Origin of the sequence: Caulobacter hibisci (assembly GCF_016135805.1) — a bacterium.
In the GTDB taxonomy this organism is placed as follows: domain Bacteria; phylum Pseudomonadota; class Alphaproteobacteria; order Caulobacterales; family Caulobacteraceae; genus Caulobacter; species Caulobacter hibisci.
In genome coordinates, this window is the sequence record NZ_JADWOX010000015.1 from 59,445 (window position 1) to 82,167 (window position 22,723).

The following is a 22,723-nucleotide window of genomic DNA, read 5'->3' on the forward strand; positions in this document are numbered from 1 at the left end:
GCGTTGATACCGCGCGTCACGGCCGGCTCTGCAACCACCCCCATCCCCGACCCTTCCCCCATCAAGGGGGAAGGGGGCTATCCGAGATTATGCTCCAGATGCTCCACCAAGAGCCGAACCTTGGCCGGCAGCAGGCGCAGGTGCGGATAGACGGCCCAAACGCCCTCGTCGGCGGGGTTGTGCGCTTCCAGCAGTGGGACTAGCCGGCCGTCGGCGATGGCAGGATCGACGTAGAAGTTCGGCAGCTGGCAGACGCCCAGGCCTTGCAGGGCCGCATCCAGCACCGCTTGGCCGCTGTTGCAGCGAAAGCGGCCCTGCGGCTTGAAGACGATCTCGCGTTCGCCCTCCCGCAGCGGCCAGGCGTCGGTCGCGCCCAGCACGCCGGCGTGGGCCTCCAGGTCGGCGATCGTCGTCGGCGTGCCGGCTCGCGCCAGATAGCTCGGCGCCGCGCACAGGCGGCGGGTGCGCGAGGCCAGGCGCTTGGCGATCAGGCGGCTGTCGGTCAGGCGGCCGAAGCGGATGGCGAGATCAAAGCCCTCGCTGACGATGTCGCGCACCGCGTCGTCCAGCTCGATGTGCACCGACAGCTTGGGGTGGGCCAGGGCGAAGGCGTTGACGGCCGGCACGACGTAACGCTCGCCATAGGCCGACGAGCAGGTCATCCGCAGCAGGCCTTTGACCTCGCCGTCCTCCTCGCCAACGGCGGCCAAGGCCTCGTCGCGATCATGGATCAGTTGGCGGCAGCGGGCCAGGAAAGCCCGCCCGGCGTCGGTCAGGCTGACCCGGCGGGTGGTGCGATAGAGCAGGCGGGTCTGCAGCCGCTCCTCCAGCCGCGCCACCTCGCGGCTGACGCCCGACGTGGAAAGGCCCAACCGTCGCGCGGCCTGGGAGAAGCTCTCGGCCTCGGCCGTGGCCACGAATTCGTCGATCCCGTCCCAGGCGCTCATGGCGGCGGTGGTGCGCCCATTGTCCCTGATGGGCAACAATGTTTTGCATCAATTGGGATTATCGCCGCGCCCGCATCGGCGTACCACAGCAGCCAAGATCTGATCGGAGCCCTTGAGATGAAGACCCGCGCCGCCGTCGCTTTCGAAGCCAAGAAGCCGCTGGAGATCGTCGAGGTCGACCTGGAAGGGCCCAAGGCCGGCGAGGTCCTGATCGAGATCAAGGCCACGGGCGTCTGCCACACCGACGCCTACACCCTGGACGGCCTGGACTCCGAGGGCCTGTTCCCCTCGATCCTGGGTCACGAAGGCGCGGGCGTGGTGGTCGAGGTCGGGGCCGGCGTCACCAGCCTGGCGGTCGGCGACCACGTGATCCCGCTCTACACGCCCGAATGCCGCCAGTGCAAAAGCTGCCTCTCGGGCAAGACCAACCTCTGCACGGCCATCCGCGCCACCCAGGGCAAGGGGCTGATGCCCGATGGCACGAGCCGGTTTTCCTACAAGGGCCAGACCATCCACCACTACATGGGCTGCTCGACCTTCTCGAACTACACCGTGCTGCCCGAGATCGCCGTGGCCCGCATCCGCAAGGACGCCCCGTTCAAGACCGCCTGCTACTGCGGCTGCGGCGTGACCACGGGCGTCGGCGCGGTGACCAACACCGCCAAGGTCGAGCCGGGCGCCAACGCCATCGTCTTCGGCCTGGGCGGCATCGGCCTCAACGTCATCCAGGGCCTGAAGCTGGTCGGCGCCAACATGATCGTCGGCGTCGATCTGAACCCGGACCGCGAGGAATGGGGCCGCAAGTTCGGCATGACCCACTTCGTCAATCCGAAGGACGTCTCGGGCGATCTGGTCGCCCACTTAGTGGCCCTGACCGACGGCGGCGCGGACTACACCTTCGACGCCACCGGCAACACCACGGTCATGCGCCAGGCGCTGGAAGCCTGCCATCGCGGCTGGGGCGAGAGCATCATCATCGGCGTGGCCGAGGCCGGCAAGGAGATCGCCACGCGTCCGTTCCAGCTGGTCACCGGCCGGGTCTGGAAGGGCACGGCCTTCGGCGGCGCGCGCGGCCGCACCGACACGCCCAAGATCGTCGACTGGTACATGGACGGCAAGATCCAGATCGACCCGATGATCACCCACGTCCTGCCGCTGGAACGCATCAACGAGGCGTTCGACCTGATGCACGCGGGCGAGAGCATCCGGACCGTGGTGACGTTCTAAGTCCTTTCCCTTCTCCCCTTGCGGGAGAAGGTGTCGCCGCAGGCGACGGATGAGGGGTTGAAGGCGCGTTCAGCCGCGCACGGTCCAGGCCGGCGCGACCCCTCATCCGACCTGCTTCGCAGGCCACCTTCTCCCGCAAGGGGAGAAGGATCGTTCAGGTAGCCGCCATGACGACCGTCGAAATCCTCGCCACCCACCGCACCCAGGGCGGGACCCTGCGCTACGGCCGGCACGACAGCGCCAGCACCGGCACGCCGATGAAGTTCACCGTCTGGACGCCGGACGGGGAGGGGCCGTTTCCCTATCTCGTCTGGCTGTCGGGCCTGACCTGCACCGAGGACAACTTCACCACCAAGGCCGGGGCCTATGCGTGGGCCGCCAGGCACGGCGTGGCCATCGTCGCGCCCGACACCAGCCCGCGCGGGGAGGGCGTCGCCGACGATCCGGCCTATGACCTGGGCCAAGGCGCGGGCTTCTATGTCGACGCCACGGAACAGCCGTGGGCGCCGCACTTCAACATGTACTCCTACGTCACCAAGGACCTGCTGCAGGCCGTCGACGGCGCCTTCCCGCTGGACCCGGCGCGGCGGGGGATCTTCGGCCATTCGATGGGCGGTCACGGCGCCCTGACGATCGCCCTGCGCAATCCTCAGCTCTTCAAGTCGGTCAGCGCCTTCTCGCCGATCGTCTCGCCGCTGAACTGCCCGTGGGGCGACAAGGCCCTGACCGCCTATCTCGGCCCCGATCGCGCCGCCTGGCGAGCCCACGACGCCTGCGCCCTGATCGCGGACGGCTTCGGCGAAGCCTTCGACGAAATCCTGGTCGACCAGGGCTTGGCCGACAACTTCCTGGAAAACCAGCTGAAGCCGCAACTGCTGGAGGAAGCCGGCGCCGAGGCCCGGCTGAAGGTGACCGTCCGCCGCCAGGAAGGCTACGACCACAGCTACTTCTTCATCGCGACGTTCATCGGCGACCACATCGCCTGGCACGCCGCCCGGTTGTGAACTTTCGGTAATTCATCCCGGGTTCAGCCGCGAAACGCTCCTCTCCGCCAAGGCCAAGTTCGGCCGCTGAGGGGTTCAAGAACATGCAGAAGAAACTGGCCGTCCTGGCCCTGGTGATGGCCGCGGGCCTGTCGACCTCGGCCTGCGTCATCATCGACGCCGATCACGGCGGCGGAAAGCGCGACGTCACCGTCAAGATCAACGACAGCGACGAGCTGGAGTCTATCTACGCCGTCGGCCTGGAGAAGGGCGAACTGGTGGCCCGCGTGTCGTCGAACGGCTGCACCAAGGCCGAGGACTTCAAGGTCGAAGCCAACCGCCGCGACTCCGTCGTCGCCGTCACCCTGACGCGTGAACGTCCCGACCTGTGCCGGGCGCTCGTGCCGGAGGGCAAGGAGGTGCGCTTCGACCTCGACGGCCTGGGCGTGCAGCGCAGCGACCGGGTCCGCGTGCGCAATCCGCTGCAACGGCCGTAAATTACGCTTGTCAGTCTCTTGCCGCCGCGCCACTCTCGCTTCGAGAGAGAGGCGCGGATGGCCCAGCGACTGGCGGGACGGCTGAGCGACAAGCCGATGGCGACGCCCAACATGGCGCCGTTGATCGGCGTGCTGCTGGCCGTATTCACGGTGGTGACCGCCACCTCGGTCGGGCTCGACAAGGCCGTGAACCTCCATGTCGACGTGTGCTCGCTGATGCCGCCCGGCGCCCAGGTTCCGTCTAGGGTCTACCTTTCCTTCCAGCAGAACGGCGAGGTCTATCTGGGCGCGACGCGCGAACCAAGCCACGCCGAGGCCGTCGCCGACGCCATCCGCGAGGCAAGGATCCATGGGCTGGCGGGCGTCTCCCTGCGGGCCGACGCCGAGGTGCGGTACGAGACCGTCGCCGCGGTGGTGAGGGCCCTCGACGACGCCGGCCTGAAAGCCAACTTCCTCAACGAGGAGATCCACTGATGGCGCGGCTGGCGGGACGTTTCGAGGGCAAGCCGATGGCCACGCCCAACCTGGCGCCGCTGGTCGGGGTGTTGCTGGCGGTGTTTGCCGGCGCGGTGAGCCTGGCCGGCGGCGCCGAGAGCGCGACCCGGGTGGAGCTTGCGGGCGTCTATCTCGGTTGCGGGATTCCTCCGGACCGGGCCTGGCTCGCGGTGGAGGCGGAGGGGCGCTATAGCCTGGACGGACGGCCCGTCACGCTGGCCGGCCTGGAGGCGGCTTTTGTCGGGGTGGCGGCCAGGAACGAGCGACTGACCGTCGTCGCCGATCGCGATACGCCGTACGCAGCGATCCCTCCCGTGGTCGAGGCCGCTCGGCGCGCGGGCGTGAGAGTCGATTTCGTCCAGCAGGAAAGCCGCTGAAACAACGGATTTATCCGGCCAGGCGCTGGTCCCGTCCGTTGACTCCCCGTCGCCCCTCCGTCATAAACCGCGCCTTCACGCCGCCGGCTCGCCGCGCGGTGCGAGCTTCATGACGGAATGACCCGACGCCGCCGTTGCAATCGCCCTCCTTCGGGAGGACCGGCCCGGATCGATATAAAGAGTGACCTATGTCCAAGCGCCATAGCGCCAAGTACAAGATCGATCGCCGTATGGGCGAGAACCTCTGGGGCCGGCCCAAGTCGCCGGTCAACCAGCGGTCCTACGGCCCCGGCCAGCACGGCCAACGCCGCAAGCAGAAGGTTTCGGACTTCGGCCTGCAGCTGCGCGCCAAGCAAAAGCTGAAGGGCTACTACGGCAACCTGACCGAGAAGCAATTCTCGCGCACCTACGAGGAAGCCGCCCGCCGCAAGGGCAACACCTCGGAAAACCTGATCGCGCTGCTCGAGTCGCGCCTGGACGCCATCGTCTACCGCGCCAAGTTCGTGCCGACCGTGTTCGCCGCCCGCCAGTTCGTGAACCACGGCCACGTGACCGTGAACGGCAAGCGCGTGAACATCCCGTCGTACCGCTGCAAGCCGGGCGACGTGATCGCGGTCCGCGAAAAGTCGCGCAACATGGCTCTGGTGCTGGAAGCCGTCGCCTCGAACGAGCGTGACTTCGCCGAGTACGTCTCGGTCGACGCCAAGGGCCTGTCGGCCACCTTCGTCCGCGCTCCGGAACTCTCGGAAGTTCCGTATCCGGTGAAGATGGAACCGAACCTCGTCGTCGAATTCTACGCCTCGTAAGACGCGTCGAACTCGCAAGAGATCGGAAAAGGCCCCGGAGCGATCCGGGGCCTTTTTTGTTTCAGGCCGTGCAGACCCCCTCCGGCCCTCCGGGCCACCTCCCCCAGAGGGGGAGGATCTACACCGCCAAGATGCTCCCCCTCTGGGGGAGCTGTCGCGAAGCGACTGAGGGGGTTTTGCCCCCTTGAAACCCGAAAACCCGTCCCTATCTCAAAGTCGCGGGCCGGGCCCCTCTGGCGCAGCGCTCTCGAAGAGCGCGCGTGATGTCGGACCGCATCGGGTGTTCTCGATGTCTGGGTCCGGGTTTCCCTCCCCCTCGTGCCGGACCTGACGTTGGGAACACCCGTCCACTTTGGACAAGGGACCCGAACGACCATGCCTCTTCTGATGTGCCCCAACTGCGACGGCTCCATGCAGGCCGTGCAGCGCGCCGGGGTCGAGTTCGACATGTGCCCCAAGTGCCGGGGCGTGTGGCTCGATCGCGGCGAACTCGAAAAGCTGATGGCCCTCGAGCGCGAGGACGCCCAGGGCGCGGCCGCGCCGCAGCCTTCGCCGTTCAATCGGCCCCAGCCCACCTATGAGCAGCGCCCCGAACCGCGCCGCTACGACGACGCCTGGCGGGGCGACCATAAGCGCCACGACGGCCACAAGCGCTACGACCATGACGACGACCATCGCCGTCACGGCCATCACAAGAAGAAGCGCTTCGACCTGTTCGACATCTTCGACTGACCCACACCCTCAAAGGCCATGAACCACTTCAAGACCTTCGCCCTGCTCGCCGGTCTGACGGCCCTGTTCGTCGGGGCCGGCTACATGATCGGCGGCGCCACGGGCATGCTGATCGCCTTCGTGCTGGCCGCCGGCATGAACGTGTTTTCCTACTGGAACGCCGACAAGATCGTGCTGCGGGCCTATGGCGCGGTCGAGGTCGACGAGAGCCATCCCGAGCCGCTGGTGCGAAGTTACGCCCGCGACGTGCGGGATCTCGCCCAGCGGGCCGGCCTGCCCATGCCGCGCGTCTGCATCATCGATAGCGACCAGCCCAACGCCTTCGCCACCGGCCGCAACCCTGAGAACGCCGCGGTGGCCGCCACCACGGGCCTGCTGGCCATGCTCGACCGCGACGAGATCCGCGGCGTCATGGCCCACGAACTGGCCCACGTGAAGAACCGCGACACCCTGACCATGACCGTGACGGCGACTATCGCCGGCGCGATCTCGGCCCTGGCCAACTTCGCCTTCTTCTTCGGCGGTTCGCGCGAGGACGACGAGCGTCCCGGCGGGATCATCGGCGCCATCGCCCTGGCCATCCTGGCCCCGATCGCCGCCATGCTGGTGCAGATGGCCATCAGCCGCTCGCGCGAATACGAGGCCGACCGGGTGGGCGCGCAGATCGCCGGCGACAACCGGGGCCTGGCTCGCGCGCTGGAGAAGATCGACGCCTATGCCCGGGGCGGGGTGGTGAACCACGAGGCTGAGCGCAATCCGGCCACGGCCCACATGTTCATCATCAATCCGCTGGCCGGGCGCGGGGCCGACAATCTGTTCTCGACCCACCCGGCCACCCACAACCGGATCGAGGCCCTGATGCGGCTGGCGATTGGGCAGGGAACGCGTCAGCGGCTGGAGACGGCCGTGCCGACCAGTGGTCCCAGCCGCCAGCCGGGGCCGTGGAGCTAGAAACGAAGAAGGCGGCGGGGATGTCCCCGCCGCCTTCATTTTTATGCTCCGCTTGGGGCGTCTACCGCGCCGCCGCCGGCGCCGTACCGCGCACCGGCTCTTCGTCCTCGTCCTCGTTCAGCGCGCCGAGCGCGCCGCTCAGGCGGGCCTTCCTGCCGTAGACGATCTCGAACAGCGGGCTGGCCATCAGCGTCGTGACGATGGCCATGACCACCAGCATCGAGAACAGGGCCGGGCCGATGATGCCCTTCTGCAGGCCGATGTTGATGATGATCAGCTCCATCAGGCCACGGGCGTTCATCAGGGCGCCGATGCCCATGGCGGTGGCGTTGTCCTGGCCGGTCAGGCGGGCGGCGGCCCAGCAGGCCAGGCCCTTGGCGGCGATCGAGCCGGCCAGGATGACCAGGGCGATGGCCGCCAGGCTCCAGCTGTTGACCATGGTCAGGTGGGTGTTCAGGCCCGAGAAGGTGAAGAACATCGGCACCAGCAGGGCCAGGGCCAGGGGCTCCAGCTGCTTCTTCAGCTCGCGGGTCAGCAGGCCGCGCGGCATGGCCGCGCCGAGGATGAAGCCGCCGAACACCGAGTGCAGGCCGGCCGCGTCCATGGCCCAGGCGCTGAGCGCGAACAGCATGATGACCACGCCTAGCAGGGCGGGCGTGACCTTGCCCTCGCGCTCGGCCCAGCGGCCCAGCGGGGCCATCAGCTTGGGGCCGAGGGTCAGCATAAAGGCGGCGAACAGGCCGCCGCCGATGATCGCCTTGACCGCCACGGCCGCGCCGCCGCCCAGGCTGGCCAGCACGATGGCCAGCACCGTCCAGGCGCCGGCGTCGTCGATGGCCCCGGCCGACAGCGACAGCGAGCCGAGCGGGGTCTTGGTCAGGCCGCGCTCCTGGATGATGCGGGCCAGCACCGGGAAGGCGGTGATGGAGATCGCCGCGCCCATGAACAGCGTGGCCTGGAAGGTCTGCACGCCCTGGCCGAACAGCTTCAGGCTCATCAGCCAGGGGGTCAGCAGGATGGCGACCAGGAACGGCGCGGTCATGCCCGACAGCGACACGGCCAGGGCGCTCTTGGCGTTGGCCTTGAAGTGGTCGCTGCGGAAGCCGATGCCGACCAGGAACATGTAGAGGCCCACGCCCAGCTGGGCGCAGACATAGAGCACCGACTTGGTCTCCTTGGGGAACAGCATGTGCTGCAGGTCGGGGGCCAGCAATCCGAACAGCGACGGGCCCAGAATCACGCCGGCGATCATCTCGCCCACTACCTGCGGCTGGTCGAAGAACCGCTTCACGATCCAGCCCATGCCGCGACAGGCCGCGACGATCACGGCCACCTGCAGGAAAAAGGCTACGCTCAACTCAGCCGTCGTCATCCGGCCATTCCCCCTGGTCTGCGCCGCCTGGAGCGGTCGCGTTTCATCCCTGAAGGCAGGCTAGCAGCGACCGTGGTATCGGACAACGTTGTCACTTGAAATTGTTAGCGGTCCCAAGGTTCAAGCCACGTGTCGCGACAGCGCGCGTGCCCGGTCAGGCCTTTCGCCTCACTGAGAGGTGAGCGGCGGCGGGACGTAGACGCCGGGGGCGTACGGATAGCCCACATAGGTTGGCGAAGAGTAGAAGGGCTGGGCCCTGGACCACAGGTCCGAGAAGGGCGACATGGGCGTCGTGCGCCGCGCCGCGCGCGCGGGCGTCGGCACCCATTCGTCCCAGGCCACGCAGGTGTTCGCCACGTCGGCGCTGTCGGCCCGGCAACTGAAGCCTTCGGCGGTCTGGCGGCAGACGTCCAGCGTCGCGGCGGGCTTGTAGCACGTGCCCTTGCGCCGCGCCTTGGCCTGGGCCTCGGCGGTCGCCGCGGTCATGGCGTCTTCCTTGGTCGAGGCCTGGGCCCAGTGCCAGGTGCTGGCGACCGCGCCGCCAGCCCCGACGAGCGACAGGGCCAGACCGATCGCGAGGATGCTCGCCTTCATGAGTTCAGCTCCAAAATAGCGACGGTGATTTTCTTGTATGGGCGCAGAGACGAGCCCGGTGCGCCTTCCCGGAGCGGAGCGCCGGGTCTTCACGGCTGAGGGAACGGCGTCGCCGTTACGGACTGCGTGAACGAGGGCCCCGCGCCGTAGAGCGAGCCGGTATAGGGCGACGTCGGCTCCGGCAGGGTCCACGGTAGCTCGAAAGACGCGCGCGGATACGAAGGGGTGGCCGCGGTCGACGCCAGGCTTCGCGCCGGCCTCGCTCGCAGGGCCATCTCCCAGCCCGGCCTGTCTCCGCAGCCGCGCCGGTCGGCGGCGCTGGAGGCCCGGCAGCGGAAGCCGTCCGCGACCTGCCGGCAGGAATCGACGACCGCGGCGGGCTTGAAGCAGGACGCCTTGCGCCAGGCCTTGGCCCGGGCCTGCGACGTGGCCAGGCGCATGGCTTCTTCCTTGGTCGGCGCCTCTGCCCAATGCCACGTGCCCGCGACGGCGCCGCCGGCCGCGAGCGACATCGCCAGACCGATCGCGATCACATGCGCCTTCAATGGCTCCACCTCCCAATGGACGCGCCGATTTCGACACTCATCCGGCGTCGCGTCAACAACCTTGGCGCAATGATCTATTTAAAACTCCACCTTTGGAGGTGCCTGCTCTGGCGCTCCGTTCACTCCACCAGCGGGGCGCGCGAGGGATCCAGCCGCACGATTTCGCGGATGCCGACCAGGGTGATGAACGAGCGCACCCGGCGGTCGTCGTTGAGCACCTCGTGGGTGAAGGCCTCGTAGGCCTCCATGGTCGGCACGGTGACGGTCAGCAGGAAGTCGGTGCTGCCGGTCACGTGCCAGGCGCTGAGCACCTCCTTGCGGGCCGCCACGCCCGCGGCGAAGGCGTTGAACAGGGCGCTGCCTTCACGCTCCATCTCCACCAGCACATGCATGGTCAGGCCGGCGTTGAGGCGGGCCGGATCGACGATGGCCACGTCGGCGACGATGACGCCTTCCTTGCGCAGTCGCCGCAGGCGGCGCAGCACGGCGCTTTCCGACAGGCCGACCTTCTCGGCCAGGCTGCGCGCCGGCTCGAGATTGTCGCGGCGGACCAGTTCCAGAAGCTTGCGGTCGAAGCTGTCGAGGGTGACGGATTTCGTCATCTGGGTCGCTCATATCGCCTGTTTCAGGCGGTATACGACGAATTTCGGCGAGAAGCGCCGGGCCGCGGCGACTAATTTCGCCCCATGTCCACCGCCGCCATCCGCCGTCCCGCGCTCGACGCGCTGCTGCCCTATGCGGCCCTGTTCGGCGGCATGGTGACCCTGGCCGGCGGCACCTCCTTCGCCAAGAGCCTGTTTCCGATGGTGGGCGCCCAGGGCACGAGCGCCTATCGGGTCGGTTTCGCGGCCCTGCTGCTGCTCCTGCTGTGGCGGCCCTGGCGCTTTCCGCTGAGCCGGCGCGACCTGATGGGCGTGGCCTTCTACGGCGTGGCGACCGGGGTGATGAACCTCTGCTTCTACATGGCCTTGCGCACCATTCCGCTGGGCGTGGCCCTGGCGATCGAGTTCATGGGGCCGCTGAGCCTGTCGCTGCTGCACGCGCGCAAGCCCAGCCACTTCCTGTGCATCGGCTTGGCCGCCTTCGGCCTGCTGCTGCTCCTGCCGCTGAAGCTGGGGGCCGGGGCGCTCGATCTGGTGGGCGTGGCCTTCGCCCTGGCCGCGGCGGTCTGCTGGGCGCTGTACATCGTCGCCGGTAAGCGCCTGGGCCATCTGCATGGCGGCCGCTCGGTGGCGCTGGGCATGAGCGTGGCGGCCCTGGTGGTGGTGCCGTTCGGCATCGCCTCGGCCGGCGCGGCCCTGCTCGATCCGCGCCTGATGCTGCTGGGCCTGGTGGTCGCCATCTGCTCCAGCGCCGTGCCCTATTCGCTGGAGATGATCGCCCTCAAGCGCATCCCCAAGCGCACCTTCGGCGTGATGCTCAGCGTCGAGCCGGCCATCGGCGCCCTGGCCGGGGTGATCGTGCTGGCCGAGCTTCTGTCGCCCCAGCAGTGGATCGCCATCGCCTGCATCGTCGCCGCCTCGGCCGGCGCGATCCTGACCACGACGCCCGAGACGGCGGTGGTCGAGGATCCGGAGGCCATGGAGCGGCCGGGCGGCTGAACCGCTACTTCGCCTCGACCGGCAGCAGTCGGGTATATTCCCAGCCCCAAGGCAGGCCGGTTTCGCCCAGGGCTGCCTTGACCACCGACGGGATGATCCGCTGGCCGTCGCCGCTGTTGGTCAGCACGACCACGCAAGCCCGGCGCTTCTCGACGCAGACCAGCATGTTGTCGGTGATGTCGTTGTGGCCGCCCTTGAAGAAGGCGTGGCCCTGCGGTCCGTCGAAGGTGACGACGCCGACCCCGGCCGCCAGCTTGATCTTGGCGTTGTCGGGGTTCTTGTCCTCGGTGAAGGGCGGGAACTGATAGGCGGCCGGGATCGCCAGGCCGCCGCGCGAGAACTCCGCGCGAGCCTTCTTCGACAGGCCCCTGCCGCTGGCCATGGCGGCCGCCAGCCTGCCCAGGTCCGAGATGGTGGTGTCCAGCGAACCGGCCGCCTTGACGCTGGAGCGGTCGTCGTGCGGCTCCCACTTGCCGTCGGCCTGGCGTCCGTCGGCCAGGTCGGTCGCGAAGTCGTCCCGCCAGACCATGCCCGAGCGGGCCATGCCCAGCGGCTTGAAGAGGCGGCGGTCCATGTCCTCGCCGACCTTGATCGAAAGGCCCTGCTCGATGACGAACTGCATCAGGTTGAGGCCTTCGCCCGAATAGGCGTAGCGGCTGCCGGGCTCGAACTTGATGTCGAGCTTCTCGTCGGGGTTCAGCCAGCGGAAGTTGGGAAAGCCCGCCGAGTGGCTCAGCAGCATGCGCGGGGTGATCTTGCGCCAGCGCGGATCGCCCGCGAGATCGGCATAGGCCTTATAGTCGGGCAGGGGCTTGGGGAGGACCTCGGCGATGGGCTTGTCGAGGTTGAGCCTGCCCTCGTCGACCAGCATCAGCACGTAGTAGGCGAAGGCCGCCTTGGTGATCGAGGCGGCGTACATCACCGTCTGGGGCGTCAGGGGATCGCCCTTCTCGTTGCGCACGCCCATGGCGGTGACGTGGGCGACCTTGCCGTTCTCGACCACGGCCACGGCGACGCCCGGGACCTTGCTGACGGTGATCAGTCGGGCGATCTCGTCATCGAGCTTGCGGTTCTCGGCGTGCGCCGATCCGGCGGCCACGCACATGGCCGCCGCCGCCAAGGCCAGAGACTTTCCACGCATTTCCACAGGCCCCACGGTTGCGCACGCCCTCGCGCCGGGCGACCTTGGCCGCCATGGGCGTCCTTTTCAACCGCCGCGTGCTGCTGGCCGGGCTCTTGCTTTCCGGCTGTGCGACTGTTCCCGAGGGACCGCCGCGCCTGTTGCCGGCCGGGGCCGACGCGCCGGGCGAGCTGGAGCCGCTGCTGGCCGTCCGCGCGGAGGCCGGCGGTCTGGTCATCCGCCTGAAGTCGAGGGGCTGCCTGCGCAAGGAGGACCTGCGCTTCTTCGTCGAGCGCGGCGGCGCGCCGTCTGTGGCTTTCGCCCGGCGGAGGCTGGAGACCTGCAAGAGCGGCGGGGCGGACGAGGCGGAGGTGCGGTTCGGTTGGGACGAACTGGGCCTAGCGGGGGCGCGGGCGGTGCGGGTGATGAATCCCTTCAACACCCCATAATCTCCCGTCATTCCCGCCCTTGTGGCGGGAAACCCTGGTTCCGTTCGCAAGGGAAGCGCAAGCGGATCGCTGGCGATCCGCCTCGTTCTCGCCTGCGGCTGACAGAGGGGTTCCCGCCACAAGGGCGGGAATGACGGGAGGAAAGAGGGTGTAGCCTTCACCCCTTCGGCGTGAACCGCTCGATCATCCAGGGCAGCACGCGAGCCGGGCGTTTGGCGGCGATGTCGATCAGGACCCAGTCGGTGCGGCTCTGGGCGCACATCTCGCCGTCGGGGCCGTCGATACGGACATAGCGCTCGAAGCGCGGGCCCTTCAGCTCCCCCACCCAGGTGTAGCCGGTGGCGACTTCATGGGGCAGCAGCTCGCGGCGGTAATCGATCTCGTGGCGGCGGGCGACCCAGCTCCAGGGAGCCCGTTCCTCTTCCGAAGCCCAGGCCTCCCAGTGCGCGATCGCCAGGTCCTGGGCCCAGCCCAGATAGACCACGTTGTTGACGTGGCCGTTGGCGTCGATGTCCGACGCCTTCGGTTCGAAGGTCAGGGGATAGGCGTCGCCGGGCGGGACGAAGAGGCGGCTCACCCGGTTAGGCCGAGATGACGCCTTGCTCGATCAGCAGGGTCTTCAGCTCGCCCGACTGGAACATCTCGCGGACGATGTCGCTGCCGCCCAGGAACTCGCCCTTGACGTAAAGCTGCGGGATGGTCGGCCAGTCGGTGAAGGTCTTGATGCCCTGGCGCAGTTCGTCGTCCTGCAGCACGTCGACGCCGACGAACTCGACGCCCAGATGGTCGAGGATCTGCACGGCCACCGACGAGAAGCCGCAGCGCGGCTGGTCGGGCACGCCCTTCATGAACAGCACGACCGGGTGCTCGGCCACGGTCTTGGCGATGAATTCGAGGGCGGGGGAGGCGGCGACTTCAGTCATGGGAGGGCATTCCTTGGGCGTAGCCTCTCAGCTAGGCGCCCGAGACCCCCCGGTCAAGCGCGGCGCTTGGCCCCGTCGGCCTGTTCGGCCGAAAAACGCGCCATCTCGATCTGGGCGGCGCAGCCGGTCGGCAGGTCGCGCTCGGCCACCGCGGCCAGGGCTTCCAGCTTCTCGCGCTTGGTGGTGATGACCTGCACCGTGGCCAGGGACGGCTCGGTCAGGGCGTAGCCCAGGCAAAGCTCCTGGCCGCTCCAGCCGGGGGTGCTGTCGAGGAAGTCGTAGCCGCCGAGATTGGCCAGGGGGTCGGTGCGGCGCCGCCACAGGGACGGCTTCTTGAAGATCGGCCGGGCTTCGCGGTCGCGGATGCTCTGGGGCCAGAAATCCTCGCCGATCACGGCCACGTCGCGCTGGACGGCCCCGCGGATGCGGTTGCGGTCGGCCCAGCCGGACGACAGGTTGAACGGCGCGGCCAGGGCGTCGAAGGCTCCGGACGCCAGGTGGCGGTCCTGGCTCTCGCCGCGGCTGGCCAGGCCCAGGTTGCGGATCAGGCGCGACTGGCGCAGGCCCATCAGGGCCGCCAGCGCCGAGGGCGGGAAGGCCGAGCCTGGATCGTCGATCGTGATCAGGTCGGCATAGGCCAGGCCGCAGCGCTCGATCACGTCCATCAGGTCGTGGATGGCCTGGGCGCTCAGCAGCTCGCCGCCGCTGCGCAGACGCCAGCTGACGAACAGCAGGCGGCGCTCCACAGAGCCCAGGCCCTCGCCGAGGCCTTCCAGCAGGGCCTTGGACGAGCCCTGAACCTCGAAGCTGTTGATGCCCGCTTCCAGGGCCGTGAAGATCAGGGCGCGCCAGTCCTTGGCGCTCATGCGCGGATGGTCGGCCAGTCGCAGCGTCACCGCCGAGACCGCCATGCCCGCCTTGCCGAAGGGACGGTAGCGCAAGGCTCGTTACTCCGCCGGGGCCGCGGTTTCGAGCGCCAGGGCGTGCAGCTCGCCGCCCAGCACGTCGGCCAGGGCGCGGTTGACCAGCTGGTGCTGCTTGACGCGGTTGAGGCCGCGGAAGGCGGGCGAGACGATGCGCGCCTTGTAGTGATCGCCGTCGCCGGCCAGGTCGGTCAGCACGATCTCGGAGTCCGGGAAGGCCGCGTTCAGGCGGGCTTCGAGCACGTCGGGCGCCATGGGCATGGGACGGAGTCTCCGATCTTGGAAGGGCTAGATGCCCGATAAACCTTAAGATCGCGCATATGGCGGGCGTCGCGCTTCGGTGCAATCGCCGGAAAGAAGAGCCAGCCTCGTCGATGACGCTTGACGATAACGCAATCTCACGTAGTGATCACGCATCCGTGAATCTTCCGTGAGGTTGGTGTGATGCGGTACTTGGGGATTTTGGTCGCGGCGGTGGTCGCGATGGGGTTGGGCGGTTGCGCTGGGGTGGTTTCGGACACGCCCTGGTTTGGCCCGGAGGACGCGCGAGGCGCGCCACGGTTGAAGCCAGGACTTTGGGTGGCGACTTCCAAGGATTGCCGGGCTCGTGCGGACAGGCCGCTGCGGCGCTGGTCGAAGTGCGGGATCTTCCTGATCCGCGACACGGACCAGGTTCAGCTCGAACAGGACGACAAGGGCCACTGGGCCTGGCGGCCGCAGGACGCGCTCCTGGCCTTTCGCGACCCGATCATCCTGCAGACCCGCGATCCCCAAAAGGCCTCGGCCGCCTACGAGTATCGCGCCGTGACGCCTGTGGCGTTCGACGGAATGGGGCGGGTCGTCGCGTTCCACTTCGCGCTTCTGTATTGCGAAGACTTCGATGCGCCGGAAGACGCCGAGGGGCGACGGCCGCTCAAGCCCGGCCTCAGCTGGAAAGTCGAAGGCGCCAACTGCGTCGCCGAAAGCGAGGCGGCGCTGATGGCCGCCGCGGCGGCGGAGGTGAAGGCCGACAGGGATGATCCGGCTGAGATGCGCTGGGTCCGCGAGGTGCGGCCCGACGATTTCGCCAAGGCGCGCCGATGATCGCCGCCCTGCTGGCCGCCGCCGCCCTGGCCGCGACCCCGCCGCCGCTTGTCCTGCGTGACGGCGTCTGGACCAGCGATTGCGGCGGCAAGACCGACTGCGACCAGTTGCTGGTGCGTGGCGGCGCGCTCATTGGCGAGGACGAAGGCAAGCCCGTGAGCAGGCCCCTGCGGCTCATTCCTGGCGATCCTCCGCTGCTGCAGCTCGATCTCTACGCCGTCGGCGACTTCCTCGACCTGAACGAGGCCGCCGATACGCAGCGCAACTATCTGGGCGTCGAGATCAAGGCGCGTGACGGCCAAGGGCGGATCACCAGCCTCAAGGTCTGGCCGATCCGCTGCGACGAGCCTCCGGAGGGCAAGGCCCTGGGCATGGCGGGTGTACGCTGGGAGGCGACCCGCCACGCCTGCTTAGTGGACGGCAAGGACCCCATCAGAGCCGCCGCGCCGGGATCCAGGGATGATGATGGCGTCTTCAGCCTGTTCTCGTTCCGCTGGTTGCGCGATCCGGCGCCGGGTGATCAAACCTTCGACGAGCCCGCCGTTTCGACGTCTGCGCGCCCTGAAGACAAGTAGCCCGGAGTTTCAATGCGTCCGTTCTTCGCCGCCGTGACCGCCGCTGTGCTCGCCGGCCTCGCCGCGCCCGCCCTGGCCGGTCCGGGCGACCTGGCCCTCGACGACGTCAAGATCCTGTCGGCCGACACGATGCAGGGGCGGGCGGTCGGCTCGCCTGGGTCGCAACTGGCCCGCACCTACATCCTCGAGCGCTTCAAGCGCATCGGCCTGTCGCCGATCGGCGAGGGTTTCGAGCGGCCGTTCCGCTTCACCCGTAAGGACGGGGTCGTGGTCACCGGCGTCAATCTCGTGGCGCGCATCAAGGGCACGGAAGGCGGCAAGACCCTGCTGGTCACCGCCCACTACGACCATGTCGGGGTCAAGAACGGCCAGATCTACAACGGCGCCGACGACAACGCCTCGGGCGTGGCCGGCCTGCTCGCCGTGGCCGAGGCCTTCCAGGAGAAGCCGCCCAAGCACGACGTGCTGATCGTCGCCCTCGACGGCGAGGAGAGCGGCCTGCGCGGGGCCAAGGCCTTCGCCGCCGAGCCGTCCGTGCCCCTGGCGAGCATCGGCCTGGCAGTGAACTTCGACATGCTGAGCAAGAACGCCAAGGGCGAGCTCTATGTCTCGGGTTCGGGACCCCAGCCGTTCCTGAAGCCGATCCTCGACGAGGTCGCCAAGGCCGCGCCGGTCACCCTCAAGCAGGGCCACGACACCGACGCCGCCGGCAAGGAGAACAACTGGACCTTCCAGTCCGACCAGGGCGCCTTCGCCGAGAAGGGCGTGCCGTGGGTCTATTTCGGGGTCGAGGACCACCCCGAATACCACCAGCCGACCGACGACTTCGGCACCATCCCGCAGCCCTTCTTCAAGGGCTCGGTGGCGACGGTGATCCTGGCGACCCGGGCCTTCGACGAGCGGCTGTGGGAAATCAACAAGGCGGCGGGGCGGTAGCAGTCTCGGGTCACACCCACCCGTAGGATCTCCGCTTTTGCGGGGAATAGCGGGTTCACGTGGTTCGTAATATACTATAGGGGGGTATGCTATGGCCCACCTCTCCACCGACAACGACGCCCTGCTCAAGCGCGTGCGGCGTATCGCCGGCCAGGTCGCCGCGATCGAACGCGCGATCGAGGGCGACCACGACTGCGCCAAGACCCTGCATCTGGTCGCCGCAACCCGCGGCGCGCTCAACGGCCTGCTCGACGAGATCGTCGAGGCCCACCTGCGCGAGCACGTGGCGGCCCCGGGCCTGACCGACGCCGAGCGTGAAAAGGGCGCGGCCGAGGTGATCGAGGCCTTCCGGCGCTATTCCAAATGAGACCCGACATGACCGCCGCCCCCGCGCCGCACGAGCACGTCTTCCTGGCCGCCGACCACGACGCCAACGCCCGCCGCACCCTGTGGGTGGTAGGCCTCACCGCCGTGATGATGGTGGTCGAGATCCTGGCCGGCTGGTGGACCGGCTCGATGGCCCTGCTGGCCGACGGCTTCCACATGGCCACCCACGCTGGGGCTCTTGCCGTGGCGGCGGCCGCCTACGCCTATGCCCGCAAGCACGCGACCAGCCGCCGCTACAGCTTCGGCACCGGCAAGGTCGGCGACCTGGCCGGCTTCGCCTCGGCCCTGGTGCTGGCGGTGATCGCCGTCGGCGTGGGGGTGGAGTCGGTGCGGCGACTGTTCGAGCCGTCGTCGATCGCCTTCCTGGAGGCCATCGTCATCGCCGTGGTTGGACTGATCGTGAACCTGGCCAGCGCGGCCCTGCTGTCGGGCGGTCATCACGGTCATCACCATGAGCATGATCATCACCACGGCCACGACCATGGGCACGATCATGCTCATGGTCATGGCCACGACAACAACCTGCGCTCGGCCTACATGCACGTGCTGGCCGACGCCCTGACCTCGGTGCTGGCCATCGTCGCCCTGGTCGCCGGCCGGCAGTTCGGCTGGACCTGGCTGGATCCGCTGATGGGCGTGGTCGGGGCGCTGGTCATCGCCCGCTGGGCCTGGGGGCTGCTGCGCGACACCGCCGCCATCCTGCTCGACGCCACCGACGATCACGTGGCCGACGAGGTGCGCGAACTGGTCGAGGGGCCGGGTGACGCCCGCATCCTCGACCTGCACGTCTGGAAGGTGGGTCCCGCCGCTCATGCGGCCATCGTCAGCGTGGCGGGCCTGTCCGCCGAGGCCGTGCGCGGGCGGCTAGCGCCGGTGCACGAGCTGCGTCACCTGACGGTGGAGGCTTTCTGATCCCTCTCCCCCTTGCGGGAGAGGGTAGCCTCGCGGAGCGAGGTCGGGTGAGGGGTTTCTCAGAAGCAAGACGCCGCGACAGCTGATCAGCCGTCGCGGCGTTTTTCGTTGGTGCGACCCCTCATCCGTCATCCTTCGGATGACACCTTCTCCCGCAAGGGGAGAAGGGGGCGTTGCTAGTCCTCGACCTCGTCATTGGCCGCTTCGACCTCGACGCCGAACACCTCGTCGATGACCTCCATGATCTCCTCGAGATCGTCGAGGGTGACCCGCACGCGCATGGTCTGGTCGTCGTCGGCGGTGACGGTCAGGAAGATGCCGTGCTCGGTCTCTTCCAGGATGAATTCGTCTAGATTGGCGATGACGGACATGGCGGGCTCCTTGCCTCTGCTCGGGGGGCAGCCTTGCCGGGAGCGGCCGGCGGCGGGTTTCGTTCCTTGGCCCGCCGCCAGCTCGCGATCAGGCCTCTTCCAGCACCTTGTAGCGCGCCGCGGGGCGATCGCGCGACAGGTTCGGCGCCAGGTTCAGCCGGGCGCCTTCATAGGCGGCGAAATCGGCGGCCTCGGGCAGGGAGGGGATGGTCACCAGCTCACCCTGGTCGAAGCCGGCCAGGGCCGCGTCCACCAGGTCGCCGACCTCCATCAGGGTCGAGGGATCGAGCGCGGCCGTGCCGCCGCCGCCCGAGCGGTCCCAGATTTCGGTGCGGGTGGCGCCGGGCAGCACGGCCTGCAGCTTGACGGTCTCCGGCAGCTGGCTGCGCAGGCCCTGCGTGAAGTAGGTCACATAGGCCTTGGTCGCGCCGTAGACCGGCGAGCGGAACTCGGGCAGCAGGCCGACCACAGACGAGATGTTGACGATCGCGCCGCGCTCGCGGGCCTTGAAGGCGCCGGCCGCGGCGTGAGCGAGGCGGGTCACCGACACCACGTTCAGCTGGATCAGGTTGTCGACCTTGTCGAGGTCCTGGTCGACGAAGTCGCCGGACAGGGCCGCGCCGGCGTTGTTGATCAGCAGATCGATGGACGCGTCGTCGCGCAGCCGGGCCTCGACCCGGGCCAGGTCGACGGCGTTGGTCAGGTCGGCCTGGATGACGTCGACCTTGACGCCGGTCTCGGCGCGCAGGCGCTCGGCCAGGTCGGCGAGGCGCTTGGCGTCGCGGGCGACCAGAACCAGGTCATGGCCGCGCTTGGCCAGGCGGTCGGCATAGGTGGCGCCGATGCCGGTGGAGGCGCCCGTCACCAGGGCCGCGCCGGGAAACTGTTGCTTGCTCATGGTCTCTATCCCCTTGGGATGGTTGTCGCCTCGGCGCTCGGCCCGGCGTGACTTGCAGATGGCAAGTCACTTTCGAATTGCAAGTGACCGGCTTTCATTTTGCTAGCGAGGCCCTATCTTTCATCCATGACCACGCGCGCCTTCGATCCTGGACAGTGCCCCGTCGGCCGCACGCTGGAGCGCGTCGGCGACGTCTGGAGCCTGATGATCCTGCGGGACGCCTTTCACGGCCTTACCCGCTTCGACGCCTTCGAAAAGAGCCTCGGGGTCGCGCCGAACATTCTGACCAAGCGCCTCGGGGCGCTTGTAGAATCCGGCTTTCTCGAGCGGCGGCCCTATCAGGAGCGGCCGCTGCGCCACGAGTACGTGCTGACTGAGATGGGCCGCGATTTCGGGCCCGTGCTGACGGCGCTGCTGGCCTTCGGCAACCGCCATCTCGCCAAGGAGGGGATCGCCAGTTGCCTGGTCGACCGCCAGACGGGAGAGACGGCCGAGCCGGTGCTGGTCGACGCCCGCAGCGGCAAGCCGATCGACGGCGAGGCCTTCGCCTATGGCGCCGGCCCGGTCGCGGGCGAGGCGGTGCTCGCGCGCCTGGCGTTGATCGAGGGGCGGCGCGCATCTGCCCCTCTCCCATAGGGAGAGGGAGGGGCCCGTCCCGACGACGTCGGGATGGGAGGGTGAGGGGTTACGAGGTCGGACGATGTGCCGGCGCTCCGTCAGACGCCGTAACCCCTCACCCCGACCCTCTCCCTATGGGAGAGGGAGCTATCAAGCCGCCGCCCGGATCACCCGCAACGTCGCCGCCGCCTCGACGCAGGCAGCTGCGGCCTCGCGGCCTTTGTTGCCGGCGTCGTCGCGGCTGCGGATCGCGGCTTGTTCGTCGGTGTAGGTGGTCAGAACCCCGAAGGCGATCGGGGTCTCGGTGGCCAGGCCGGCGCTGACCAGGCCCCAGGCCGCGCCGGCGCTGATGAACTCGAAGTGGGCGGTGTCGCCCTTGATGACGCAGCCGAGGCAGGCGATCCCGGCGTAGCGGCCCGTCCGCGCCAGGGCCTGGGCGATCAGCGGCAGCTCGAAGGCGCCGGGAGCCTCGAAGACGTCGGCCTGGGCGACCGGCGCGCCGCGCTGCGCGAACTCGGCCAGGGCCCCGGCCAGCAGGCCTTCGGTGACCTCGGGATTGAAGCGGCTGATGGCCACGGCGAAGCGGTGGGTGGTCATGCGGGGATCCTTACGGGGGAAAGACGGTGGCCGAGCTTGGCGCGCTTGGTCGCCAGGTAGGCCGCGCTCAACGGGTCGGGCGGCGCGACCAGGGGCAGGGTCTCGCGAACCGTGACCCCCAGACCCTCAAGCGCCTGCGCCTTGCGCGGGTTGTTGCTGAGCAGGCGGACCTCGGAGGCGCCCAGCGACCGCAGGATTGCCGCCGCCACGCCGTAGTCGCGGGCGTCGTCGGGAAAGCCCAGGGCGTGGTTGGCCTCGACGGTGTCCAGTCCCTGGTCCTGCAGGGCGTAGGCGGCGATCTTGTTGGCCAGGCCGATGCCGCGCCCCTCGTGGCCGCGCAGATAGACCAGCACGCCGTTTCCGGATGCGTCGATCTCGTCCAGCGCCGCCTGCAATTGGGCGCCGCAGTCGCAGCGGCGTGATCCCAGGGCGTCGCCGGTCAGGCATTCAGAATGCACCCGCACCAGCGGCGCGCCGCCCAGCGGTCCCCGGACCATCGCCAGATGCTCGGCGCCGTCGAGGCGGCTGCGGAAGGCCCGCACCTCGAACTGGCCGTGGCGCGAGGGCAGGCGGGCGGTCGCCACCGCTTCGACCGGCGGATCGGCTGCGATCAGGTGAGCGCGCAGCTCGGCGATGCTGAGGATCGGCAGATCGTGGTGGGCCGAGAAGGCGGCCAGGTCCTCGCCCCGGGCCATGGTCCCATCGTCGTTCATGATCTCGCAGATCACCGCCGCAGGGATCAGGCCGGCCATCCGCGCCAGCGCGACCGAGGCCTCGGTGTGACCCGCCCGCGCCAGCACGCCGCCGGGTACGGCCCGCAGGGGGAAGACGTGGCCGGGCGAGACGAGGTCGGCAGGCCTCGCGCCGTCCGCCACCGCCGCCTGGATCGTGTGGGCTCGGTCGGCGGCCGAAATGCCGGTGTCGACCCCTTGCGTCGCCTCGATCGAGACGGTGAAGGCGGTGCTGCGCCGCGTGCGGTTGTCGGCGACCATCGGCGGCAGGCCCAGGCGGTCGATCAGCGGGGCGTCCATGGCCAGGCAGATCAGGCCGCTGGCCTGCTTGGCCATGAAGGCGATGGCGGTCGCGTCGGCGAACTGCGCGGCCTGCACCAGATCGCCCTCGTTCTCGCGGTCCTCGTCGTCGACCAGGATAATCATGCCGCCGGTCTTCAGGCGGTCCAGCGCTAAGCTCAGGCGTTCAGGGAGGCGTGACATAGCCGCTCCACATATTTGGCCAGCACGTCGACCTCGACATTGATCGGGTCGCCGGGCGCGGCGTGCTGCAGGTTGGTGTGGGTCCAGGTGTGGGGGATCAGGGTCACCCCGACGGCGAACCGGCCGCCCGCGACCGGCTCGACCGTGTTGAGCGTCAGGCTGACGCCGTTGAGGGCGACCGAGCCCTTCTCGACGCAGTAGGGAGCCAGCGAGGCCGGCAGGCTGAAGCGGGTCTTCCAGGCCCCGTCCTCATGGACGACCGAGGCCAGACGCGCCTCGCCATCGACATGGCCCTGGACGAGGTGTCCCGACAGTCGCGTGGCCAAGGTCACGGCCCGCTCCAGATTGACGAAGCCGCCGGGTTTCAGGGCCTTGAGGTTGGTGCGCGCCAGGCTCTCGGCGCTGACGAAGACCTCGGCGCGCCCGGACGGGTCACTCTCGACGACGGTCATGCAGGCGCCGTTGATCGCCACGCTCTCGCCCAGGGCCAGGTCGGGAAAGCCGGTCTCAAAGGTCAGGCGCACGGCGCCGTCGGCGACCGTCTCGACGGCCGACACCCGGCCCAGGCGTTCGACGATTCCGGAAAACAT

31 protein-coding genes and 1 pseudogene are annotated in these 22,723 nt (G+C 68.9%); 16 read left to right on the plus strand and 16 right to left on the minus strand.

Annotated elements, in window-relative coordinates; all coding sequences use genetic code 11:
- Positions 1-77: 77 nt before the first annotated feature.
- Positions 78-947, minus strand: coding sequence for a LysR family transcriptional regulator (locus tag I4Q42_RS18820; protein WP_198577704.1), 870 nt, complete (start codon positions 945-947; stop codon positions 78-80).
- A gap of 117 nt (positions 948-1,064) precedes the next feature.
- On the opposite strand from I4Q42_RS18820, the gene I4Q42_RS18825 reads away from it, so the two are divergent.
- From I4Q42_RS18825 to htpX, 8 genes are all read left to right on the plus strand, one after another.
- On the plus strand, positions 1,065-2,174 hold the full coding sequence (locus I4Q42_RS18825; RefSeq protein ID WP_198577627.1) for an S-(hydroxymethyl)glutathione dehydrogenase/class III alcohol dehydrogenase: 1,110 nt from the start codon (positions 1,065-1,067) through the stop codon (positions 2,172-2,174).
- 167 nt (positions 2,175-2,341) lie between these two features.
- Positions 2,342-3,178: an S-formylglutathione hydrolase gene (gene fghA / locus I4Q42_RS18830; protein WP_198577628.1), complete on the plus strand. Its 837-nt coding sequence runs from the start codon at positions 2,342-2,344 to the stop codon at positions 3,176-3,178.
- Between the two features lie 83 nt (positions 3,179-3,261).
- Positions 3,262-3,654: a hypothetical protein gene (locus I4Q42_RS18835; RefSeq protein WP_198577629.1), complete on the plus strand. Its 393-nt coding sequence runs from the start codon at positions 3,262-3,264 to the stop codon at positions 3,652-3,654.
- 57 nt (positions 3,655-3,711) lie between these two features.
- Complete coding sequence (locus tag I4Q42_RS18840; protein ID WP_198577630.1) at positions 3,712-4,128, plus strand: ExbD/TolR family protein; 417 nt, start codon at positions 3,712-3,714, stop codon at positions 4,126-4,128.
- Complete coding sequence (locus I4Q42_RS18845; protein WP_198577631.1) at positions 4,128-4,526, plus strand: ExbD/TolR family protein; 399 nt, start codon at positions 4,128-4,130, stop codon at positions 4,524-4,526. Before I4Q42_RS18840 ends, I4Q42_RS18845 begins: the two co-directional genes overlap by 1 nt.
- A gap of 188 nt (positions 4,527-4,714) precedes the next feature.
- Positions 4,715-5,332 carry a 30S ribosomal protein S4 gene (gene rpsD / locus I4Q42_RS18850; protein ID WP_101712483.1) on the plus strand — a complete coding sequence of 206 codons (618 nt, stop codon included), beginning with the start codon at positions 4,715-4,717 and terminating at the stop codon, positions 5,330-5,332.
- Positions 5,333-5,707: 375 nt separating this feature from the next.
- Positions 5,708-6,064, plus strand: coding sequence for a TFIIB-type zinc ribbon-containing protein (locus tag I4Q42_RS18855; protein WP_198577632.1), 357 nt, complete (start codon positions 5,708-5,710; stop codon positions 6,062-6,064).
- Between the two features lie 18 nt (positions 6,065-6,082).
- The gene (gene htpX / locus I4Q42_RS18860) at positions 6,083-7,015 is read left to right on the plus strand and encodes a zinc metalloprotease HtpX (protein WP_198577633.1); all 933 of its coding nucleotides are present in this window, start codon (positions 6,083-6,085) and stop codon (positions 7,013-7,015) included.
- Positions 7,016-7,076: 61 nt separating this feature from the next.
- Here the strand turns inward: htpX and I4Q42_RS18865 are convergent, their stop codons facing one another.
- The 4 genes from I4Q42_RS18865 to I4Q42_RS18880 form a co-directional block, all read right to left on the minus strand.
- Positions 7,077-8,372 carry a cation:proton antiporter gene (locus I4Q42_RS18865; protein WP_408611101.1) on the minus strand — a complete coding sequence of 432 codons (1,296 nt, stop codon included), beginning with the start codon at positions 8,370-8,372 and terminating at the stop codon, positions 7,077-7,079.
- A gap of 183 nt (positions 8,373-8,555) precedes the next feature.
- On the minus strand, positions 8,556-8,981 hold the full coding sequence (locus I4Q42_RS18870; RefSeq protein WP_198577635.1) for a hypothetical protein: 426 nt from the start codon (positions 8,979-8,981) through the stop codon (positions 8,556-8,558).
- 89 nt (positions 8,982-9,070) lie between these two features.
- Positions 9,071-9,526, minus strand: a complete 456-nt coding sequence (locus tag I4Q42_RS18875; protein WP_198577636.1) for a hypothetical protein — start codon at positions 9,524-9,526, stop codon at positions 9,071-9,073.
- A 119-nt stretch (positions 9,527-9,645) separates the two neighbouring features.
- Entirely contained in the window at positions 9,646-10,128 is a 483-nt protein-coding gene (locus I4Q42_RS18880; RefSeq protein ID WP_198577637.1) for an Lrp/AsnC family transcriptional regulator, read from the minus strand.
- An 84-nt stretch (positions 10,129-10,212) separates the two neighbouring features.
- Here I4Q42_RS18880 and I4Q42_RS18885 point away from each other — a divergent pair, with 84 nt between their 5' ends.
- The gene (locus tag I4Q42_RS18885) at positions 10,213-11,127 is read left to right on the plus strand and encodes an EamA family transporter (RefSeq protein WP_198577638.1); all 915 of its coding nucleotides are present in this window, start codon (positions 10,213-10,215) and stop codon (positions 11,125-11,127) included.
- A gap of 4 nt (positions 11,128-11,131) precedes the next feature.
- Here I4Q42_RS18885 and I4Q42_RS18890 read toward each other — a convergent pair whose 3' ends face one another.
- Entirely contained in the window at positions 11,132-12,268 is a 1,137-nt protein-coding gene (locus I4Q42_RS18890) for a serine hydrolase domain-containing protein (protein ID WP_198577639.1), read from the minus strand.
- A 53-nt stretch (positions 12,269-12,321) separates the two neighbouring features.
- On the opposite strand from I4Q42_RS18890, the gene I4Q42_RS18895 reads away from it, so the two are divergent.
- Complete coding sequence (locus I4Q42_RS18895) at positions 12,322-12,696, plus strand: hypothetical protein (protein WP_232793282.1); 375 nt, start codon at positions 12,322-12,324, stop codon at positions 12,694-12,696.
- 157 nt (positions 12,697-12,853) lie between these two features.
- Here I4Q42_RS18895 and I4Q42_RS18900 read toward each other — a convergent pair whose 3' ends face one another.
- Genes I4Q42_RS18900 through I4Q42_RS18915 form a run of 4 tightly spaced genes read right to left on the minus strand, consistent with a single transcriptional unit; the run spans position 12,854 to position 14,803 of the window.
- A complete protein-coding gene (locus I4Q42_RS18900; protein WP_110121494.1) occupies positions 12,854-13,273 on the minus strand; it encodes an acyl-CoA thioesterase in 420 nt (139 codons plus the stop codon).
- Between the two features lie 4 nt (positions 13,274-13,277).
- Positions 13,278-13,619, minus strand: coding sequence for a Grx4 family monothiol glutaredoxin (grxD, locus tag I4Q42_RS18905; protein WP_198577640.1), 342 nt, complete (start codon positions 13,617-13,619; stop codon positions 13,278-13,280).
- 53 nt (positions 13,620-13,672) lie between these two features.
- Positions 13,673-14,560 carry an aldo/keto reductase gene (locus I4Q42_RS18910; protein WP_198577641.1) on the minus strand — a complete coding sequence of 296 codons (888 nt, stop codon included), beginning with the start codon at positions 14,558-14,560 and terminating at the stop codon, positions 13,673-13,675.
- Between the two features lie 6 nt (positions 14,561-14,566).
- On the minus strand, positions 14,567-14,803 hold the full coding sequence (locus I4Q42_RS18915; RefSeq protein ID WP_198577642.1) for a BolA/IbaG family iron-sulfur metabolism protein: 237 nt from the start codon (positions 14,801-14,803) through the stop codon (positions 14,567-14,569).
- Between the two features lie 318 nt (positions 14,804-15,121).
- Between I4Q42_RS18915 and I4Q42_RS18920 the strand changes: the two genes are divergently transcribed.
- The 5 genes from I4Q42_RS18920 (at position 15,122) to dmeF (ending at position 18,435) form a co-directional block, all read left to right on the plus strand.
- On the plus strand, positions 15,122-15,625 hold the full coding sequence (locus I4Q42_RS18920) for a hypothetical protein (protein WP_198577643.1): 504 nt from the start codon (positions 15,122-15,124) through the stop codon (positions 15,623-15,625).
- Positions 15,622-16,200: a hypothetical protein gene (locus tag I4Q42_RS18925; protein WP_198577644.1), complete on the plus strand. Its 579-nt coding sequence runs from the start codon at positions 15,622-15,624 to the stop codon at positions 16,198-16,200. The genes I4Q42_RS18920 and I4Q42_RS18925 overlap by 4 nt, the downstream gene beginning before the upstream one ends.
- A gap of 12 nt (positions 16,201-16,212) precedes the next feature.
- Positions 16,213-17,136 (plus strand): M20/M25/M40 family metallo-hydrolase, encoded by a 924-nt coding sequence (locus I4Q42_RS18930; protein WP_198577645.1) that lies wholly within the window; start codon positions 16,213-16,215, stop codon positions 17,134-17,136.
- Positions 17,137-17,227: 91 nt separating this feature from the next.
- Positions 17,228-17,503 carry a metal/formaldehyde-sensitive transcriptional repressor gene (locus I4Q42_RS18935; RefSeq protein WP_110121486.1) on the plus strand — a complete coding sequence of 92 codons (276 nt, stop codon included), beginning with the start codon at positions 17,228-17,230 and terminating at the stop codon, positions 17,501-17,503.
- Between the two features lie 8 nt (positions 17,504-17,511).
- Complete coding sequence (dmeF, locus tag I4Q42_RS18940) at positions 17,512-18,435, plus strand: CDF family Co(II)/Ni(II) efflux transporter DmeF (RefSeq protein ID WP_198577646.1); 924 nt, start codon at positions 17,512-17,514, stop codon at positions 18,433-18,435.
- Between the two features lie 176 nt (positions 18,436-18,611).
- On the opposite strand, the gene I4Q42_RS18945 is transcribed toward dmeF, so the two are convergent.
- Positions 18,612-18,806 carry a hypothetical protein gene (locus I4Q42_RS18945; protein WP_198577647.1) on the minus strand — a complete coding sequence of 65 codons (195 nt, stop codon included), beginning with the start codon at positions 18,804-18,806 and terminating at the stop codon, positions 18,612-18,614.
- An 88-nt stretch (positions 18,807-18,894) separates the two neighbouring features.
- On the minus strand, positions 18,895-19,704 hold the full coding sequence (locus I4Q42_RS18950; RefSeq protein ID WP_198577648.1) for an SDR family NAD(P)-dependent oxidoreductase: 810 nt from the start codon (positions 19,702-19,704) through the stop codon (positions 18,895-18,897).
- A gap of 126 nt (positions 19,705-19,830) precedes the next feature.
- On the opposite strand from I4Q42_RS18950, the gene I4Q42_RS18955 reads away from it, so the two are divergent.
- Entirely contained in the window at positions 19,831-20,340 is a 510-nt protein-coding gene (locus I4Q42_RS18955; RefSeq protein ID WP_198577649.1) for a winged helix-turn-helix transcriptional regulator, read from the plus strand.
- Here I4Q42_RS18955 and I4Q42_RS26665 read toward each other — a convergent pair.
- From I4Q42_RS26665 to I4Q42_RS18970, 4 genes and pseudogenes are all read right to left on the minus strand, one after another.
- Positions 20,253-20,441: pseudogene (locus tag I4Q42_RS26665) on the minus strand (hypothetical protein). The gene I4Q42_RS18955 and the pseudogene I4Q42_RS26665 sit on opposite strands and share 88 nt — an antisense overlap.
- A 31-nt stretch (positions 20,442-20,472) precedes the next feature.
- Positions 20,473-20,919: a 6,7-dimethyl-8-ribityllumazine synthase gene (ribH, locus tag I4Q42_RS18960; protein WP_198577650.1), complete on the minus strand. Its 447-nt coding sequence runs from the start codon at positions 20,917-20,919 to the stop codon at positions 20,473-20,475.
- Positions 20,916-22,133: a 3,4-dihydroxy-2-butanone-4-phosphate synthase gene (ribB, locus tag I4Q42_RS18965; protein WP_198577651.1), complete on the minus strand. Its 1,218-nt coding sequence runs from the start codon at positions 22,131-22,133 to the stop codon at positions 20,916-20,918. Before ribB ends, ribH begins: the two co-directional genes overlap by 4 nt.
- Positions 22,109-22,723 carry a riboflavin synthase gene (locus I4Q42_RS18970; RefSeq protein ID WP_198577652.1) on the minus strand — a complete coding sequence of 205 codons (615 nt, stop codon included), beginning with the start codon at positions 22,721-22,723 and terminating at the stop codon, positions 22,109-22,111. Before I4Q42_RS18970 ends, ribB begins: the two co-directional genes overlap by 25 nt.

Excerpts from the sequence above, each read along its gene's own strand:
- I4Q42_RS18880 (WP_198577637.1), bottom strand. The coding sequence starts at position 10,128 with ATGACGAAATCCGTCACCCTCGACAGCTTCGACCGCAAGCTTCTGGAA.
- I4Q42_RS18925 (WP_198577644.1), top strand. The coding sequence starts at position 15,622 with ATGATCGCCGCCCTGCTGGCCGCCGCCGCCCTGGCCGCGACCCCGCCG.
- I4Q42_RS18885 (WP_198577638.1), top strand. The coding sequence starts at position 10,213 with ATGTCCACCGCCGCCATCCGCCGTCCCGCGCTCGACGCGCTGCTGCCC.
- ribH (WP_198577650.1), bottom strand. The coding sequence starts at position 20,919 with ATGACCACCCACCGCTTCGCCGTGGCCATCAGCCGCTTCAATCCCGAG.
- ribB (WP_198577651.1), bottom strand. The coding sequence starts at position 22,133 with ATGTCACGCCTCCCTGAACGCCTGAGCTTAGCGCTGGACCGCCTGAAG.
- htpX (WP_198577633.1), top strand. The coding sequence starts at position 6,083 with ATGAACCACTTCAAGACCTTCGCCCTGCTCGCCGGTCTGACGGCCCTG.
- I4Q42_RS18855 (WP_198577632.1), top strand. The coding sequence starts at position 5,708 with ATGCCTCTTCTGATGTGCCCCAACTGCGACGGCTCCATGCAGGCCGTG.
- rpsD (WP_101712483.1), top strand. The coding sequence starts at position 4,715 with ATGTCCAAGCGCCATAGCGCCAAGTACAAGATCGATCGCCGTATGGGC.
- I4Q42_RS18955 (WP_198577649.1), top strand. The coding sequence starts at position 19,831 with ATGACCACGCGCGCCTTCGATCCTGGACAGTGCCCCGTCGGCCGCACG.
- dmeF (WP_198577646.1), top strand. The coding sequence starts at position 17,512 with ATGACCGCCGCCCCCGCGCCGCACGAGCACGTCTTCCTGGCCGCCGAC.
- I4Q42_RS18825 (WP_198577627.1), top strand. The coding sequence starts at position 1,065 with ATGAAGACCCGCGCCGCCGTCGCTTTCGAAGCCAAGAAGCCGCTGGAG.
- I4Q42_RS18935 (WP_110121486.1), top strand. The coding sequence starts at position 17,228 with ATGGCCCACCTCTCCACCGACAACGACGCCCTGCTCAAGCGCGTGCGG.
- I4Q42_RS18945 (WP_198577647.1), bottom strand. The coding sequence starts at position 18,806 with ATGTCCGTCATCGCCAATCTAGACGAATTCATCCTGGAAGAGACCGAG.
- I4Q42_RS18890 (WP_198577639.1), bottom strand. The coding sequence starts at position 12,268 with ATGCGTGGAAAGTCTCTGGCCTTGGCGGCGGCGGCCATGTGCGTGGCC.
- I4Q42_RS18970 (WP_198577652.1), bottom strand. The coding sequence starts at position 22,723 with ATGTTTTCCGGAATCGTCGAACGCCTGGGCCGGGTGTCGGCCGTCGAG.
- I4Q42_RS18870 (WP_198577635.1), bottom strand. The coding sequence starts at position 8,981 with ATGAAGGCGAGCATCCTCGCGATCGGTCTGGCCCTGTCGCTCGTCGGG.
- fghA (WP_198577628.1), top strand. The coding sequence starts at position 2,342 with ATGACGACCGTCGAAATCCTCGCCACCCACCGCACCCAGGGCGGGACC.
- I4Q42_RS18820 (WP_198577704.1), bottom strand. The coding sequence starts at position 947 with ATGAGCGCCTGGGACGGGATCGACGAATTCGTGGCCACGGCCGAGGCC.
- grxD (WP_198577640.1), bottom strand. The coding sequence starts at position 13,619 with ATGACTGAAGTCGCCGCCTCCCCCGCCCTCGAATTCATCGCCAAGACC.
- I4Q42_RS18835 (WP_198577629.1), top strand. The coding sequence starts at position 3,262 with ATGCAGAAGAAACTGGCCGTCCTGGCCCTGGTGATGGCCGCGGGCCTG.
- I4Q42_RS18840 (WP_198577630.1), top strand. The coding sequence starts at position 3,712 with ATGGCCCAGCGACTGGCGGGACGGCTGAGCGACAAGCCGATGGCGACG.
- I4Q42_RS18845 (WP_198577631.1), top strand. The coding sequence starts at position 4,128 with ATGGCGCGGCTGGCGGGACGTTTCGAGGGCAAGCCGATGGCCACGCCC.
- I4Q42_RS18950 (WP_198577648.1), bottom strand. The coding sequence starts at position 19,704 with ATGAGCAAGCAACAGTTTCCCGGCGCGGCCCTGGTGACGGGCGCCTCC.
- I4Q42_RS18930 (WP_198577645.1), top strand. The coding sequence starts at position 16,213 with ATGCGTCCGTTCTTCGCCGCCGTGACCGCCGCTGTGCTCGCCGGCCTC.
- I4Q42_RS18915 (WP_198577642.1), bottom strand. The coding sequence starts at position 14,803 with ATGCCCATGGCGCCCGACGTGCTCGAAGCCCGCCTGAACGCGGCCTTC.
- I4Q42_RS18895 (WP_232793282.1), top strand. The coding sequence starts at position 12,322 with ATGGGCGTCCTTTTCAACCGCCGCGTGCTGCTGGCCGGGCTCTTGCTT.